The organism is Acinetobacter sp. M5A5_2a, from assembly GCF_053345265.1.
The window spans coordinates 187105-203797 of sequence record NZ_JBKEZV010000010.1 but is presented as its reverse complement, the minus strand read 5'-3'; the positions used below and the strand labels follow the sequence as shown (position 1 = coordinate 203797).

The 16693-nt window shown below is 36.6% G+C and carries 17 protein-coding genes and 1 tRNA gene; 6 read left to right on the top strand and 12 right to left on the bottom strand.

The features are described 5' to 3' along the window. Position 1 precedes the first annotated feature (1 nt). The 6 genes from ACLBWE_RS14580 to ACLBWE_RS14555 form a co-directional block, all read right to left on the bottom strand. Positions 2 to 1336, bottom strand: a complete 1335-nt coding sequence (locus tag ACLBWE_RS14580) for an ATP-binding protein (protein WP_424611863.1) — start codon at positions 1334 to 1336, stop codon at positions 2 to 4. 30 nt (positions 1337 to 1366) lie between these two features. Further along, positions 1367 to 2035 carry a response regulator transcription factor gene (locus ACLBWE_RS14575; protein WP_151743362.1) on the bottom strand — a complete coding sequence of 223 codons (669 nt, stop codon included), beginning with the start codon at positions 2033 to 2035 and terminating at the stop codon, positions 1367 to 1369. A gap of 14 nt (positions 2036 to 2049) precedes the next feature. Next, positions 2050 to 3699 carry a phosphoethanolamine transferase gene (locus ACLBWE_RS14570; RefSeq protein WP_447603716.1) on the bottom strand — a complete coding sequence of 550 codons (1650 nt, stop codon included), beginning with the start codon at positions 3697 to 3699 and terminating at the stop codon, positions 2050 to 2052. 181 nt (positions 3700 to 3880) lie between these two features. Then, positions 3881 to 5170 (bottom strand): DcaP family trimeric outer membrane transporter, encoded by a 1290-nt coding sequence (locus ACLBWE_RS14565; RefSeq protein WP_447603714.1) that lies wholly within the window; start codon positions 5168 to 5170, stop codon positions 3881 to 3883. A 272-nt stretch (positions 5171 to 5442) separates the two neighbouring features. Next, positions 5443 to 5634, bottom strand: a complete 192-nt coding sequence (locus ACLBWE_RS14560) for a hypothetical protein (RefSeq protein ID WP_045435295.1) — start codon at positions 5632 to 5634, stop codon at positions 5443 to 5445. A 73-nt stretch (positions 5635 to 5707) separates the two neighbouring features. Continuing rightward, positions 5708 to 6967 carry an MFS transporter gene (locus tag ACLBWE_RS14555; protein WP_447603712.1) on the bottom strand — a complete coding sequence of 420 codons (1260 nt, stop codon included), beginning with the start codon at positions 6965 to 6967 and terminating at the stop codon, positions 5708 to 5710. A 128-nt stretch (positions 6968 to 7095) separates the two neighbouring features. On the opposite strand from ACLBWE_RS14555, the gene ACLBWE_RS14550 reads away from it, so the two are divergent. The 4 genes from ACLBWE_RS14550 (at position 7096) to ACLBWE_RS14535 (ending at position 10155) form a co-directional block, all read left to right on the top strand. Then, complete coding sequence (locus tag ACLBWE_RS14550) at positions 7096 to 7722, top strand: lysophospholipid acyltransferase family protein (RefSeq protein WP_447603710.1); 627 nt, start codon at positions 7096 to 7098, stop codon at positions 7720 to 7722. Positions 7723 to 7788: 66 nt separating this feature from the next. Beyond that, positions 7789 to 8706, top strand: coding sequence for a patatin-like phospholipase family protein (locus ACLBWE_RS14545; RefSeq protein ID WP_199943711.1), 918 nt, complete (start codon positions 7789 to 7791; stop codon positions 8704 to 8706). Between the two features lie 104 nt (positions 8707 to 8810). After that, the gene (locus tag ACLBWE_RS14540) at positions 8811 to 9272 is read left to right on the top strand and encodes an NfeD family protein (protein ID WP_005309929.1); all 462 of its coding nucleotides are present in this window, start codon (positions 8811 to 8813) and stop codon (positions 9270 to 9272) included. Between the two features lie 28 nt (positions 9273 to 9300). Continuing rightward, the gene (locus tag ACLBWE_RS14535; RefSeq protein WP_005036413.1) at positions 9301 to 10155 is read left to right on the top strand and encodes an SPFH domain-containing protein; all 855 of its coding nucleotides are present in this window, start codon (positions 9301 to 9303) and stop codon (positions 10153 to 10155) included. Positions 10156 to 10218: 63 nt separating this feature from the next. Here ACLBWE_RS14535 and ACLBWE_RS14530 read toward each other — a convergent pair whose 3' ends face one another. The 3 genes from ACLBWE_RS14530 to prpF form a co-directional block, all read right to left on the bottom strand. Continuing rightward, positions 10219 to 10587, bottom strand: coding sequence for an MmcQ/YjbR family DNA-binding protein (locus ACLBWE_RS14530; RefSeq protein ID WP_151989025.1), 369 nt, complete (start codon positions 10585 to 10587; stop codon positions 10219 to 10221). 58 nt (positions 10588 to 10645) lie between these two features. After that, positions 10646 to 11557 carry a polyprenyl synthetase family protein gene (locus ACLBWE_RS14525; RefSeq protein ID WP_447603706.1) on the bottom strand — a complete coding sequence of 304 codons (912 nt, stop codon included), beginning with the start codon at positions 11555 to 11557 and terminating at the stop codon, positions 10646 to 10648. 159 nt (positions 11558 to 11716) lie between these two features. After that, on the bottom strand, positions 11717 to 12904 hold the full coding sequence (gene prpF, locus ACLBWE_RS14520) for a 2-methylaconitate cis-trans isomerase PrpF (RefSeq protein ID WP_447603704.1): 1188 nt from the start codon (positions 12902 to 12904) through the stop codon (positions 11717 to 11719). Positions 12905 to 13283: 379 nt separating this feature from the next. Here prpF and ACLBWE_RS14515 point away from each other — a divergent pair, with 379 nt between their 5' ends. Further along, entirely contained in the window at positions 13284 to 14639 is a 1356-nt protein-coding gene (locus tag ACLBWE_RS14515; RefSeq protein WP_003655361.1) for an amino acid permease, read from the top strand. A gap of 117 nt (positions 14640 to 14756) precedes the next feature. On the opposite strand, the gene ACLBWE_RS14510 is transcribed toward ACLBWE_RS14515, so the two are convergent. Next, complete coding sequence (locus tag ACLBWE_RS14510) at positions 14757 to 15011, bottom strand: TIGR03643 family protein (RefSeq protein WP_004639076.1); 255 nt, start codon at positions 15009 to 15011, stop codon at positions 14757 to 14759. 312 nt (positions 15012 to 15323) lie between these two features. Here ACLBWE_RS14510 and ACLBWE_RS14505 point away from each other — a divergent pair. Continuing rightward, positions 15324 to 15396, top strand: a tRNA-Arg gene (locus ACLBWE_RS14505). A 355-nt stretch (positions 15397 to 15751) separates the two neighbouring features. Here the strand turns inward: ACLBWE_RS14505 and ACLBWE_RS14500 are convergent. Together ACLBWE_RS14500 and ACLBWE_RS14495 are read right to left on the bottom strand one after the other, a co-directional pair. After that, the gene (locus tag ACLBWE_RS14500; RefSeq protein WP_447603701.1) at positions 15752 to 16045 is read right to left on the bottom strand and encodes a hypothetical protein; all 294 of its coding nucleotides are present in this window, start codon (positions 16043 to 16045) and stop codon (positions 15752 to 15754) included. Positions 16046 to 16110: 65 nt separating this feature from the next. Beyond that, on the bottom strand, positions 16111 to 16470 hold the full coding sequence (locus ACLBWE_RS14495; protein WP_447603699.1) for a hypothetical protein: 360 nt from the start codon (positions 16468 to 16470) through the stop codon (positions 16111 to 16113). Positions 16471 to 16693: the final 223 nt, after the last annotated feature.

Genomic DNA, 16693 nt, shown 5'->3' with positions numbered 1-16693 from the left:
ATCAAGCTCTTGTTTCATGACTATGTAGAGTTTTAGGCAGTTTAACCAGAACAGAAAGCCCACCAAGCTCTAAGCTTCGATCTAGCGTCAAAGTTCCACCTAAACGCTGAGTCGCTCGGTCAACAATTGATAAACCTAAGCCACTACCCACTTCAAGGTGGTGGTGTACACGATAAAAACGTTTTAAAACTTTATCATAATGTTCAGGGTCAATCCCTGCACCGCTATCTTCAATTTGTATACATGCATCGCCATCTGTAGCAGTAAAAACTGAAATATTTATCATTCCTTCATGAGGCGTGTATTTGATTGCGTTATCAATTAGGTTGAAAATAATTGAATGTACTGTTGGCTCCACACTATGCATTTCAATAGGTTCGTTACGAACAAATCCTAGGTCAATATCTTTTTGCATAGCTAAGTTAACCAGCTGTTCCACACAATTTAAAGCGACATCATTGAGTTGGAAAGTTCTGGTCGGTTCAATCACACTTAAAGAAACATCTTGCTTAGCCAAAGCCAAAAGCTGTGTGACCAAATGCTGAATGCGTGCTAATCCTTTACTCAAATTTTGCAACGCTTCATGCTCAGGAAATTGACTGATTAGAATTTTAGTTTGTAAATTTAACGCTGTAACAGGAGTTCGTAATTCATGAGCAGCATCTGCAATAAACTGTTTTTGCTCATTTTGAGCTTTAGAAATACGCTCAAACAGACGGTTCATTTCATCAATAGTCGGCAATAACTCTTGAGGATAGTCCAAGACTTCAATGGGAGTTAACTCTTCCGAATCGCGTTCCTTCAACTCATTTTTAAAGTCATCTATCGGCTTTAGGCCTCGACCAATAATTGCAGCTAAAGCAAAAATCGCAAATGGCAAAATAATTAAATACGGAATAAACATACTTCCTGCAAGTTCCCAAGCAAAAGCTTCACGAACTCGTTCTTGTTGACTAACCTGAATCTGGTAATCTTTTAAAGGCAAAACGTAAGTTCTCACTACGCCTTGGCTAGTCTTATGCGAGTAAAAACCAGCTTGTGCGACAGGTGGAACCAACAGATGTAAATGATGAGATAAATGGGCCTGATCTTTATAAGCCCAAATGTCTACAAAGAGATCTTCTTCATGATAAGTTTTGTGTAAATCGAACTTACTACTTACTGTTTTCAATGGATATTCAGCTGTTCGCTCTGCTAAATACTGCATTTGAGTATCTAAAATTTCATCAACTTCTTGAAGTGCAACCTTATAGGCACTAAAAATTAATATACAACCTAAGATGACACTGAAAATTGAGGTGCCCCAAATCAGTCGTTTCTTTAATGAATAATGCACTTTTATAAAGTTCCAAAATTGAAGCGAGGATTACCCTAAACGGTAACCCAACCCTCGAATAGTTCGAATAAAGTCTTTTCCAAGTTTAGCCCTCAAGTGATGCACATATACTTCAATCGTATTACTGGTCACCTCACTATCGAAATCATATAACTTATCTTCAAGATTTGCTTTAGAAAAGATTTTATTTGGGTGGCTCATCAAAGGAATAAGAATTGCCCATTCTCGATTCGACAAATCGATCCGTTGGCCTTTAAAGGTTGCAATATGTTGTTCAACATTTAAAACCAGATCACCACTTTGTAATAATTGCTCATGATTCGCAAGCTGAGCCTCTACTCCAGTACGGCGTAATAGCGCATGTATACGAGCAAGTAACTCATCAAATTCGTATGGTTTGATTAAGTAATCATCTGCACCGTGGTTTAATCCATCTACACGGTTTTGTAACTGGTCTCGTGCCGAAATGATTAAAACTGGAGTGACAGCTCTTTGACGGATTTGCTTTAAGACCTGCATACCATCCATCATCGGCAAACCTAAGTCTAATAAAATGATATCAAACTTATTTTTGGCCAATTGTGCCAGACCATCCAAGCCATTATTGACCCACTCCACCTCAAATTGATGATATTGCAGCAACGTTATTGTTGACTCAGCAATCATAAAATCATCTTCAATCATCAAGATTTTTGTCATGTTCTAGGCTCGCTTTAATTCACATGGGCACAAGAGTGCAACATGTCCAGTTGAGGGTTGATGACCTGAGTTTTTACATCCAGCATACTTAACAAACTTGGGAATAAATTATCCTGACTTAACTTTTGTTTCGTTTGTTGGCCTAAACAACTCACTTGCGCAAGATTGTGCTGTTTCCAGTTATTAGAGAACCACATAATCATTGGTACATGTGTTTGTTGAGTCGGTGCAATTGCATACGGTGACCCATGCAAATACATACCATGTTCGCCAGTTGATTCACCATGATCAGATAAATACCATAAACCTGTTTGATATTTCGATACTTCTTTTAAATTATTAATCATCTGACTTAATACATGGTCTGTATATACGATTGAATTATCATAGCTGTTTACTAATTCGGTTGGAGAACAACCCTGTATCGCATTAGTATCGCAAGTCGGTTTAAACTTTTGATATTCCGCAGGCGCACGCTTGTAATAGGCTGGGCCATGACTACCGACTTGATGTAAAACAATTAGACGTGGGCGGGTGTCTTCTTTAGGAATAGTAGCCAAATATTCATTTAAGCTATCAATTAAAATATCATCATAGCATTCGCCATCTTTACACCATTTTTGCTTTAACTTTTCTGGAATTTGATATTGCTCTACACGATCACATGCGCCTTTACAACCAGAATTATTGTCAATCCAAGTCACTTGGTAACCTGCACGCTTTGCAATGTCCAATAGACCTTCACGATGACTTGCTAATTGCTCATCATAGTCAACACGTGGCATGCCAGAGAACATGCATGGAACTGAAACAGCAGTTGCTGTACCACATGAGCTAACTTGAGAAAAATTTAAAATATCTTGTTTAGAAAGCTCTGGATTCGTATTTTTGGCATAACCATTGAGTGAAAAACTTTCCGCACGAGCTGTCTCTCCGACAACTAGCACCATTAATTTAGGCAGGTTCTTTTGTACTGACTGAACTTGATGAGCATCTTCACCATAATGTATCAATGGTAAGTTCTTCTTGGGTGCCTTCTTATGATAATAAGACATTAAAGAAGAAATACTATTTTGAGGAGAAATCATGCCTTTTAAATCACGATGTTCACGAAAAATCGCAGCAAAATCGACATAATAAGTAAATAGTAAAATACCGACAATTGCAAAAGAAGCGACAATTGAACCGACTTTTTTCAACAACAAATGGGATACTTTTTCTTTTTTAAGCTTTACTTGAGTAATTAAAACAATAGGTAAAACAACAAAGAAAACTGTCCAAAGTCCAAAGCGTAATGAAACTAAATCAGAAACTTCAGATACATCTGTTTGGATCATATTTTGAATCTGATCAGGCGAGATGATTACACCTAATGTATTAACAAAATAAGAGCTAAAACCACCAATGAAGACCAGCAAAATTGCAAAAAATTTGGCAGTCCATTTCCAATTTAAAATTTGTAAGAGCGCATAATAAGCAGCAACAACAATAACCACTGTAGCAGCTAAAAATAGAATAGCCTTTACTCCAAAATATGGAGTTAAAAGATGTACTTTGTTATAAAAACCAATATTTAGAATTGCACCTAACCAAATGGCTATAATGAAATTAAACATAAACAGTGAAGTCTGTTTATTTTTTAATATAGAAAAAAAATTCAGCATCTTGGGGAACTACAATCTTTTTATGATGCTTTACTGTAGAAATTGAAACTTAAAAATGACTTAAATAAAAAATGATCTAAGACAGATACTTTTAAAAAACACTTATTTTAAATTTTTTTATAAAAAAAAGAAGAGGTTAGATTTAACCCCTTCTTTTTTAATTTTTAACTAAATATTGTTCTTAGAAACTATATTTAGCCATTAAACCAACACGGTTATCTTTGTAGTCATCACCAGCAAAGGTTTCACGTTTACCGTTAACGTATTCAATACCTAAGTCAATTGGTTTAACTGGTGTGTAAATTACGTTAAGCCATGCTTGTTGAACTTTTTCATTACCAGCTGTATATGCTTTTGCATAATCAGTACCGTCATCAGCGAATTGAGCACCATACGCTAAAGTAGCGCGTAAGTTAGGTAAAATCTTATAAGTTCCACCCACTTGTACTGCTACAAATTCATTTTGCTCAATATTATTATTAACTAAAGTATAAGCAGAATTACTACCATATAAGTAGTTGCTGTTACCTACAACATAAGAAGCATCAGCAAAGAGTTTTAAAGGATCTGATACTTTAAAGTCGGTACCTGCAGCAACACCCCATCCAGTTTGGTCATCACCTTTACCTGATTTATAATTTTCAACAAAAGCTCGAGCAGAAGCATTACCATTACCTGCAGCGTAGCCTTGAGTGATTTTAGCTGTTAATACAGGTAATCTGTATTTAACTGAGTCACCTGTTGCCGAGCTATTACCTTCTTCTGCTGAAACAAATAACTGAGTTGCAGGAGCTAATTTATAGTTATAACGTACTTGTGGAATACGTGTCGTACCACCACCAATATTCGTCGAGAAATCGATCATTTCTGGTGCATGGCTCGCCAAGAAGTTAGACGTTGTTTGACCAAACAACCAGTTGTTATAAGTCAAGTAAGCATGACGAATACGTACGTTTTCAGATTTGCTATTGTCACTACTTGCAAAGTCTAATTCAATTTTACCACCAACTTTGGCATTACTTACTGGAGCAGTAAAATCTAAACCAAGACGTGTCGTTTTAGCTGTTGCACGCAATTTATCTTTTGCTTCGCCAGTTGACTTACTTGCATCAGCGAAGTCACCATCTGCACCTTCAATAATATAGTTAGCATCGCCACGAACAAAACCATATAGGTTCACATCAGCGCCAGCTTTAGATTTTAATGATGCTAAAGGTGAAACTGGTGCAGCAACCGGTTGTGCCTTAACTTCAGCTAACTGTACTTGCTGTTGTTGCTGTACTTGCTGCTGCTGTTGTTGCACTTGGCTTTGTTGTTGAATTAAAGCTTTTAAAGCTTCAACTTCTTTACGAAGCTGTTGAATTTCCGCTTTGTCGGAAGTCGCAGCATGTGCCCCACTCATCATTAAAGCTGTAACTGTAAGAGCTAAACTTTTAACAACGAAAGATTTACGATTAAGGAATAGATCCATCAAAAACTCCAAAAATATATTTTATGTTGCCTATCCATGCCAAGTTGATTTACGCCATTAAATTAAGGGGCTAAAAAATCAACTCTCCTCCACTTTGGTTACATTAATTTTATTACCGCAACCAAAACCAATTTCAACGTTATGCAAGACCAAAACCAATAACCAAAGACATAAAAAATATACTTTGACTTACAGATTTTTACCTTAACTTCATGTTGTAACGAATCCTACACAACTCTCTTATCTTATAGAATGATTAAATCGTTATTTCATTATTCTTTTTTAGACTTTAGGCTAATATCCAATCTACTTGAACATTTTTCTACCCATTTTGATTGATTCACATGATTTTTCTTGTTAACGAAATCCATTTTTACTCCAGTTAGCTTCCATTTGCTACCCAAACAAGATGGCACAATTAATAGAGCATTTAAATAGCTAAAAACATACATTTTTAAAAACATAGACCAAGGTAGTAGATAATGACTAGATCATTCCTTAATCGATATTAAATTTCTTTATTTCATTTAGTTAACATTATTTTTCTTGTAGTTTTGCATGTTTCCAGAGGGAAATAGGGAGCAAAGTAACAGTGCTAATAATGACAATAGCTATCAAATAATGGAAATAACCGAAAGCATCTCCAAACACACCACTCAAACTATAAAGCCCCCCACTCACAGTCGCCATGACTGAAACCTGAAAGGTAAAATCTGTACCCGCATATTCTTTTCGACTGTAATGCATGACTAAGGTCAACATAACCACCAACAACATTGCAGAGAATGCATCTTCTAAAGCATTTACAGCATAAACTCCCCAAACATTGAGGTGAATTTTCTGCTCATACGCATAAGCTAAATAGGTATAAGCCGCTAAGCTCATAATTTTAAATACTGAAAAAACAATTAAGGCCGTAGGTCTAGAAAAGTATTTAAGCAGCCAACCTGCAATTGCCGCCCCTGCCAGTGCTGCTACTGCACCAAGCATCGTGATATAAACGCCAATTTGAGTAAAACTTAGTCCCATATCAACCATTAAAGGTTTAAGTAATGGTCCAGCTAAACCATCTGCTACTTTAAAAGTAATGAGTACAATCAACCAAGAGCGGAGCTCTTTATTTTGAGAGAAATAACTCAAGTAGGCCTTAATCTTTATGACTAAGTTTTGTTGATTAAGTTGAGGTTCATTATTTGAATGAGAATTGTGTTTAGGTTCTTTAAATAATAAAACGGGTAACGTATTTAAAAACACCAAAGCTGCTAATAACAAAAAAGTGGGTTGCCATGTCAACCAGTCTAAACACCAAAGTACGGCGCCTCCCCCGACAATAAAACCGAGTCGGGAACCAATCACCTGAAATGTATTTCCCCAATGTTGCTGGTCATGCTGTAATAAATTGACGGCCAAAGCATCAGTTGCAATATCTTGGGTTGCTCCTGTTAAGTTCATTAAAAGAAGCGAAATAAAAAAGGCAAATAAATAAAGAGGCTGATCTAAAGCTTGAATGGGGAAAAAAGACAAAATACACAGCACACCCACAGTCAAAAACTGAGTAGGTAAAATCCAGCTACGATAGTGTCCCAAATGGGAAAGTGCATGTCGATCAACCCACGGCGCCCAAAAGATCTTAATTGACCAAGGTAACATTAGTAGACCAAAACCACCAATATGAGCGAGTGATACACCTTGTGCCCTTAAAATAACAGGTAAAGCATGGGTCATAAAACCCACTGGTAGCCCTTGTGCCCAATATAAGGAAAATAGCAGAAGATAAAGATTTTGCTGCCGAAACATATATACCTACTTTTTATTTCTTTAATGAGGAATAACATCAAATGTCATGTTGTTCTTACATTTTGCCAATGAAGCATATATTTCAAAAGATTAAGATTAAACAAGGACAAGTTAAAATTTAAAAAAATATGGATCAACATTTCCCTAATTTACCTCATTTGGTACCTCAACGCGGCACTGTGTTAAGCCGAGCACTATTTAAAAAACTTTTTTTAGCGCAAGGTTGGACAATTGAAGGCGAAATTCCTAATTATCCAAAAGCAGTTGCGATTATTTCACCTCATACGTCTAACATTGATGGGTGGTATGGTTTTCTTGCTATTTTCGGATTAGGTATCCAGATTACAGTTTTGGGTAAAGATGCTCTTTTTAAACCACCTTTTAAACGGGCGTTAGATTGGGCTGGTGTTATTCCAGTTAAACGTGACACAGCCAATGGACTAACTGAACAAGTCGTCGCCACAATTCAAAAATATGACAAGATCTGGATTGGGATGGCACCTGAAGGCACACGTAAAAAAGCAAAAAAAATGAAAAGTGGTTTTTACCATATTGCCGCAAAAGCCAACATTCCAATTGTGATGTTTTCTTTTGATTATGACCATAAAACGATTCACTGCTTAGGTCACTTAGACCCAAGTGGAAACTATGATGAAGATCTACAAAAGATTTTTGACCGCTATGAAGGAAAAATTTCACCCAAAAATCGTAATTGGCTTGCCGAACCTTTACAAAATCTAGTGAAAAAAACCTAGCAAAAATTGAGCGAATCTGGTCTTATGGCCCTTCTTAATTTATCTCGACATAGATTATTTTTAAAGATGAAAATTGCTCAATTTGCCAGTATTGGATTTATCTCTCTAGCACTCTTTGGCTGTGATAAATTTAGCAAAACACCAACGCCGACTACCTCAATTAAAGCCCGTGAACCTGTCATTGCGCTTGCTTTAGGTGGCGGTGGAGCAAAAGGATTTTCACATATTGGTGTGATCAAGGTTTTAGAGTCTCATGGAATTAAGCCTAAAATTGTAACGGGTACCAGCGCTGGTAGCTTTGTTGGAAGTATCTACGCGAGTGGGCAAACACCTTATCAATTGCAAAGTCTGGCTCTGAAATTACAAGAGTCTGATATCCGTGATTTGACCCTTAATCGTCAGGGCATTATTCTCGGACAAAAGTTACAAGACTACGTGAACCGTAATGTTGGTAATAAACCAATTGAGAAGTTCCCAATCCGCTTTGCGGCTGTGGCAACTCGTCTTGATAATGGTCAAAAAGCAGACTTTATTAAAGGTAATGCTGGTCAAGCTGTACGTGCCTCTTGCAGCATTCCAAATGTGTTCGTGCCTGCCACAATCGGCAATCAAAAATACGTAGATGGTGGCCTAGTCAGCCCAATTCCTGTAAAAACAGCTCGTGATATGGGTGCAGATATTGTGATTGCAGTTGATATTTCTGCGCGTCCAGCAGGTAATCGCCCAGCCAATATGTGGGGATTGCTTGATCAGACAATTAATATTATGGGCCAACAAAGTATTAATGAAGAACTCAAGCAAGCGAATGTGGTAATTAAACCTAAAGTTGGTCATTTAGGTACACTAGACTTGAAATCCAGTAATGAAGCAATTTTGGAAGGTGAAAAAGCTGCTCAAGCTCAAATGCGTCAAATTGAAAGTGCAATTGCAAACTTCAAAAAATCTCCAGCAGCATTTAAGCCCGCGCCACGCTCTAAATTCTAATTGAAGTGGTTTTTTTCTATCCACACTTCCTATCATCTGCTACAGTAGTAAAAGTGATATTAGTCACTTTTACCCATCATAAAGATATATAAAAGAGCAGATTTATGGAGTTTGTTGTACAACCTTGGCACTGGTTTGTATTGGGTATCTTACTTATTCTTTCTGAACTGATTCTACCTGCCTTTGCCGCACTCTGGTTTGGTATTGCCGCCATTATGGTGTGCATTCTCTATTGGTTATTTCCAGATATTAGCCTCACAACGCAAATTGTATTGTGGATAATATTATCAGTGCTATGCACCATTCTTTGGTTCAAGTTTATTAAACCCTTATCAATTGATAAAACGAAAGCGGGCCTCCCCCGTGAAGCAACTATTGGTCAAATTGGAATGGTTATTCAAACTGGTCTAGACCATGATCAAATTATTGTTCGCTTTCCAATGCCTATTTTAGGGGCCGATGAGTGGAATTGTCGGAGCACTACTCCTGTTAAAGTGGGCGATCGTGTCAGAGTTATTGACATTTCGGGTAACGACTTAATTGTTCAAACCCACAGTACTTCATAAACATTAAAGATAAAGAGAGGGTATTTTCATGCCAGTCGGTACTATTATTGTTTTAGCCTTTTTGGCTTTTGTAGGTGTTACCATTTTTAAAGGGGTTCGTATTGTTCCTCAGGGCTACAAATGGATTGTCCAACGTTTAGGTAAATATCACACGACCCTTAATCCGGGACTTAATTTTGTGATTCCCTATATCGATGAAGTAGCTTATAAAATTACCACGAAAGATATTGTGCTAGATATTCCGTCGCAAGAAGTGATTACACGTGACAATGCCGTATTGCTCATGAATGCGGTAGCCTATATTAATTTAACCACACCAGAAAAAGCAGTTTACGGTATTGAAAACTATACATGGGCGATTCAGAACCTTGTACAAACCTCATTACGTTCTATTGTCGGTGAAATGGATCTAGATGATGCATTGTCTTCACGAGATCATATCAAGGCTAAGTTAAAAGCTGCTATTTCTGACGATATTTCAGATTGGGGCATTACCTTAAAAACAGTCGAAATTCAGGACATTCAACCGTCTCATACCATGCAAGCTGCCATGGAAGAGCAAGCTGCCGCAGAACGTCAACGTCGTGCTGCTGTTACCAAAGCCGATGGTGAAAAACAGGCTGCTATTTTAAGTGCAGAAGGTCGTTTAGAAGCTTCTCGCCGTGATGCAGAAGCACAAGTCGTGTTAGCTGAAGCTTCTCAACGTGCAATTGAAATGGTGACCAGTGCAGTTGGCGATAAAGAGATTCCTGTGGCATATCTGTTGGGTGAACAATATGTAAAAGCAATGCAGGATATGGCGAAATCAAATAATGCTAAAACTGTGGTTTTACCTGCCGATGTTTTAAATACAATTCGCGGTATTATGGGAAAGCATAATTAATTCAATTACTTCAAATAAGTAATTAAAATCAAGGCGGTGACTATCATGTCGCCGTTTTTTATATTATTGGTTTTTTAATCTTTTCTGATCTTTCAAAGGTAATTTCTTTACGACTAAATCATAAGAATCATGAATTAAATCTTGCAGTAAATCGCTAGTTAAACTCTTATGCGGTGTAATCGAAATCCAATGTTTTTTATTCATGTGATAACCCGGAATAATAAATGAATAAAGCTCCTGATATTCCTGACTCTTATACGGATCACACTTCACATTAATCATTTTGACGCCTGCAACTTCTGTCGTCAGCATGAACATTTTCTCTAAAATTTTAAAAACTTCATAGTCAGGCCCAAACGGATGAGTCTGTTGACTAAAGGGAAGATTACGCGCAATTTCAATTGCTTTTTGATGGAGTTGTTCACCATTCATTTTTTTCTCCTTTATTCATTTCGCATGAATAGAAGTTATGAATATTGATTTAATATTATTAGTTCGTACGCGCTAAAAGAAATTTTGAGATATCAACTAATTCTTTTGCATTATCACCAAAATGCGCTAAGGCTTCAAAAGCTTGATCGTGCAATTCTTTTGCATAGATCTGTGCTTGTTCAAGACCCATTAACGCTGGGTATGTCGATTTTTGCACTTGCTCATCCTTACCAGCAGTTTTACCCAAAGCTTCAGTACTCGACGTAATATCGAGAATATCATCTAATACTTGAAAAGCTAATCCAATCGTCTGCCCATATTGGCGCAATTTTGGAATTGCTTGATCCGTTCCAGAAAAGATGGTGACTGCACCCATCATAATTGCGGCCTGAATGAGCGCACCAGTTTTATTGCGGTGGATATTTTCTAGTTCATCTTGGGCAATTTGCTTGCCTTCAGCTTGTAAGTCTAACACCTGTCCAGAGACCATTTTAGAGCTGGCAGTTGCTAAAATCTGCATTTGTTTTAATACAATCGCGGCATCAGTACCCTGCCCTTGTTCATCAAACAAACGACTACCTAAAACCTCAAAAGCCATCGATTGTAAAATGTCGCCTGCAAGCAAAGCAGTATCTTCACCAAACGCAACATGACAAGTCGGCTGACCACGACGCAGTAAATCATTGTCCATACAAGGCAAATCATCGTGCGCTAGTGAGTAACAATGAATGAGTTCGACTGCAACCGCAGCACGACGAGCGGCCGCAAAATTTGGATTTGGCTGTAAAGAAGCAGTGGCATAACATAAAGCCGGACGCACACGTTTTCCACCAAGCATAACTGCATGGTGTACTGCACTTTTTAAAGGCTCTGGAATTGAGAACGCAGCCAATGTCGTCAATAAATCTTGTTGAATACGTTGTTGAGCTTGTTTTAAAACATCCGCATTAACTTGAGAGAGTGATGACACAGTCGCCTCGATAAAATCAGTAGAGAAATTTTATTGAATGTAATGAAGCATTCATGGGCTACATCATACACGATTCACTGTGAAAAGTGGGTGCTGAGTTTTTAAAGGCAGGCGTAAAAAAGCCTCTACATATTGAGAGGCTTTTTATTTAGAGGAAGTTTAGAAACTGTCACCCGGAACACGCACCCAACCTTCCATTAACACACGTGCACTACGACTCATAATGGCTTTTTTAACCGCCCATTGGTCATTAACAAGTTCAGCTTGAGCGCCAACACGTAATGTTCCAGATGGATGCCCAAAACGTACCGCTTCACGTTCGCCACCACCAGCCGCTAAATTCACCAATGTACCCGGAATGGCAGCAGCAGTGCCAATCGCAACTGCTGCTGTTCCCATCATGGCATGGTGCAATTTACCCATCGACAAAGCACGGACCAATAAATCAACATCACTCTCTGAAACAGGCTTACCACTCGATGCTGTATAGTTTTTTGGTTTAGAAACAAAAGCAATTTTTGGTGTGTGCTGACGCGCAGCTGCTTCTGAAATATCTTTAATTAAACCCATCTGTACCGCACCATACGCACGAATTTTTTCAAAACGTGCCAGTGCTGCCGCATCGCTATTAATATGATCTTGTAATTCAGTGCCTTGGTAACCCAAATCTTCTGCATTTAAAAAAATGGTTGGAATACCAGCGTTAATAAATGTCGCTTGGAAACGACCAATATCAGGAACGTCTAATTCGTCAACGACATTTCCTGTAGGAAACATATCGCCGCCCTCTTCACCATCATCGGCCGGATCTAAAAACTCAATTTGAACCTCAGCGGCAGGAAACGTCACACCATCAAGCTCAAAATCACCAGTTTCTTGAACTTGACCATTGGTGATAGGCACATGGGCAATAATGGTTTTTTGAATATTTTTTTGCCAAATTCGAACCGTGCATAGGCCATTTTCAGGAATACGGTCTGCATCTACCAAGCCATTTGAAATCGCAAAAGAACCAACAGCAGCAGTTAAGTTTCCGCAGTTACCACTCCAGTCTACAAAAGCCTGATCAATTGAAACCTGACCAAATAAATAATCTACATCATGCTCTGGCTGAGTACTTTTCGCGAGAATAACAGTTTTGCTGGTACTAGAAGTGGCTCCCCCCATTCCATCAATTTGTTTTCCATATGGGTCTGGACTACCAATTACACGGAGTAAAAGTTGATCTCGTGCTTGTCCTGCAACTTGGGCTTTTTCCGGCAAATCATCAAGCTTAAAAAATACACCTTTACTGGTTCCACCACGCATATAAGTTGCTGGAATTTTAATTTGCGGTATTGAGCTCATATCAACTGTTATCCTTACTATTATGTTCTTCTATATCGAAACAAGCATTCTTGTTTACCCTTCTCTTCATTTTAAATTGTTTTAAGGTCAAGAGATAGCACTCTGCTTTTATACATCAATCGTATTGACGCGAGCATATTTTGAGAATTTAGCAATATGCTTGCAATGACTTAATCTAAGCAAAATCTAAGAAAAAAAGTCTATATGAAATTATATTTTTTAGAACACTTTTCACTCGATATTGAAATATTAAATACAAATCATTGATTTTAAATATTTTTTAAGAGTACTTTTCAGTCACTCGTTATTAATTTGTAGGCTAGGCTAAAATAACTCCATCTATTAGAATAATTTACTTATTCATTGTGAGTGAAGACCTTTGACCAACGAATCTTCTACACTGCAACGAGGACTAAAAAATCGACATATCCAATTAATTGCTATGGGTGGAGCAATTGGTACCGGATTATTTTTAGGCTCGGCGCAAGTGATTCAATCTGCGGGACCATCCATTATTTTAGGATATGCCATTGGCGGCTTAATCGCGTTTTTGATTATGCGTCACTTGGGAGAAATGATTGTTGAAGAACCTGTTGCAGGATCGTTCAGCCATTTTGCTTATAAATATTGGGGGAAATTTCCTGGATTTTTAGCTGGATGGAATTATTGGATACTCTATGTTCTGGTTGCGATGAGTGAACTCACCGCTGTGGCCAAATATATTAATTATTGGTGGCCCCACATACCAGCATGGACTTCTGTCTTATTTTTCTTTGTCGTAATCACGGCAGTTAACTTAACCAACGTTAAATTTTATGGTGAATCTGAATTCTGGCTCGCCATTATTAAAGTAACTGCGGTCATCTCTATGATTGTATTTGGCCTTTATTTGTTGTTTACAGCAGATGTGGGTTCAAGCATTTCATTTAGCAACCTTTGGACACATGGTGGATTTTTTCCAAATGGCTTTAGTGGTCTGTTCTATATGTTAGCTTTCTTAATGTTCGCTTTTGGCGGCATTGAGCTAATTGGTATGGCAGCGGCTGAAGCAAAAGATCCGAAAAAAACCATTCCAAAAGCAATTAACCAAGTCGTTTTCCGTATCTTAATTTTCTATATCGGTTCATTGACAATTTTGCTTTCATTAGTGCCATGGAACCAGTTAGATCTTGGTGGCCTCGACAAAAGCCCATTCGTCATGATTTTTAGCCAAATGGGAATTGGTTGGGCTGCGCATCTTCTTAACTTTATTATTTTAACTGCTGCTTTATCTGTTTATAACAGTGGTATGTTCGCAAACAGCCGTATGTTATACGGTCTAGCTCAACAAGGTAACGCTCCAAAAGTTTTCAAAAAAGTAAACAAACAAGGCGTACCTGTTCCAGCCGTATTACTTTCTGCATTGTTAATTTTTGGTTGTGTACTGTTGAACTACTTTGTACCCGAAAATGCATTAAGTCACTTAATGTATATCGTCGTTGGTGCATTAGTATTGAACTGGGCAATGATTAGTTTGACTCACCTCAAATTTAGATCAGCAATGAAAGCAAAAGGTGAAAAAACTCACTTCCCTGCACTTTGGGCACCATTTAGTAACTATTTGGTTTTAGGCTTTATTGCAGTTGTTCTCTACATTATGTGGAGCCAAGGTTTCAAAGAGTCAGTGATGATGATTCCAATCTGGATCGTTCTCATGTTTGTACTATTTAAATTATTGAATTCTAAAAAACAATAATTCTATATTTCATACTTAAATACAAAAAAGCCTCTGTTTCGACAGGGGCTTTTTTATTCATCATCAGAAAATTATGCGCTGTAAAAATTAAAATTTCATCGAGAATAAAATTAGAAGTTATGCATATTTATACTGACGCGAACAGTAAGCTCGTTCAATTTCTGGTGAACGTAATTGCTGATGCTTAGTTTTACGCCCAGCCATACGTTTGCGCCAGAGTTTAAAACTGTTGGTTTTCAGGTTGTATCTCATCAAACGAATAACCTCACTTTCACTTAAGCCATACTCGCGCTCAATTGCTTCAAATGGAGTCCGATCTTCCCATGCCATTTCAATAATTCTAGATAAGTCCTGTTCAGCAATTTTTTTCATGTTATACCCTTTTGAATTATAGGTAGCTAAATCTGATTTTTAACAAACAACTTTTCGGAAATAGCTTCATCTACTCGATTGCTTGCCTTGAATCTTTTCGTGTTTTACTTTAGATCATAGAAAGATAAGCATGAATTTTTTGTGATTTTTTAGCGTTATAAACTGTTTTTTATACTAGGCATAAGTAGTTATGAAACTGTTGAGTGGTTCAACTTTATCTATATTCCCCCTTATGGCAAAAGTTTTAATACTTAAAATATGAAAAAGCCATTGCCTTAGCAATAGCTTTTTCGTTTATAATCATTAAATTATGCGCCCTTAGCTTAACTGGATAGAGCAGTTGCCTCCTAAGCGACCGACGTGGGTTCGAGTCCCGCAGGGCGTACTATAATCTAGCAAATAGATATACTAGTAATGATTATAGAAAAGGGTCAATTAAAGTATACACATAGAACAAAGAGCTAAAAATAATTACACACCATCTCCTATAAACCTCTCCTGTACTACTATTAACATCTATAGCAAATACAAAGGTAAAAGTTCCATTAAACCAAGCATATAAGCAAAAAAATGTTGATAAAAAAATACTCAAAATAGAAGATATAGATAAAACTTCGTTGATATATTGCAAAAATAATCCAAAAGCAGAAATTAATGTATATACTAAAAATATTAGAAATTTATATCTTGTATATATTAGAAGATAAGTCTCTTTCACTTCCTACCTCTTATCCTTTTTATTAGATTATTTTTGTAGAAAAAGATAATAGATAAGGAGTATCAATTATATTTTCTATAAATTTTTCAATATTCCTTAAATTTACTTTTGGCAATACAACCATATTTTCATAAAAAAAATATTGATTTGATCTTAAATCATCTTCAATAGTTTGTTTCAATCTAATAGGATCATAAAAATTAAATGTATAAAGTTTATCAAATACCTGTATATCCACCTCAAAACATCCCTTCAACTCAATTTCCCAAGCATATTCACAAAAGTCATCAGATAAATTTATAATATAATTTTTCATACAGTTCCTTTAATATTAAAATACTCTTAAGACACTGTTCCAATTTTAAACTTTCATATATAAATTTAATCACAGTAATTTAGATTTAAAAGCCATTTTTTAGTTTCCAAGAGATCTTTTTGAATCTTTCTTTGATCATTTAAATATCTATTATCTATAAAATATTTAACTTGACATAAATTCTTTTTATCATAAATAGTTAAATCTTTTTCTGATATTCTCCTCATATCTTGTGCAACAAGCAATAAAGGAATATATATATCCACATTTTCATGTTTTTGTAACTCTTTAATTATATAGACATAATTAGTCAGATTTACAACAGTTGATGCATTAAAACCTTGCTGAAAATAATACTCCTTATTAATTTCTACAGCTCTACAACCACTAAGAAAAAACATCAAACATACTAAAAAAGGTCTCATATTATTTCCTTTCTCCAAATTAAACCTTATAGCTTTATTTTAAAATTATTTTATATCTTTGATACAAATATTTATTAATATAAATCATTAATTTATATAATTTAAGACACCTTGTTAAATTTATTACTCATCCTCTTTTACTACCAACCTTGATGAGCTGAAGATAATTAATTCGTTGTACCAGACATTAAACCTTTTCCTCCACCTATACATACTGAGAATG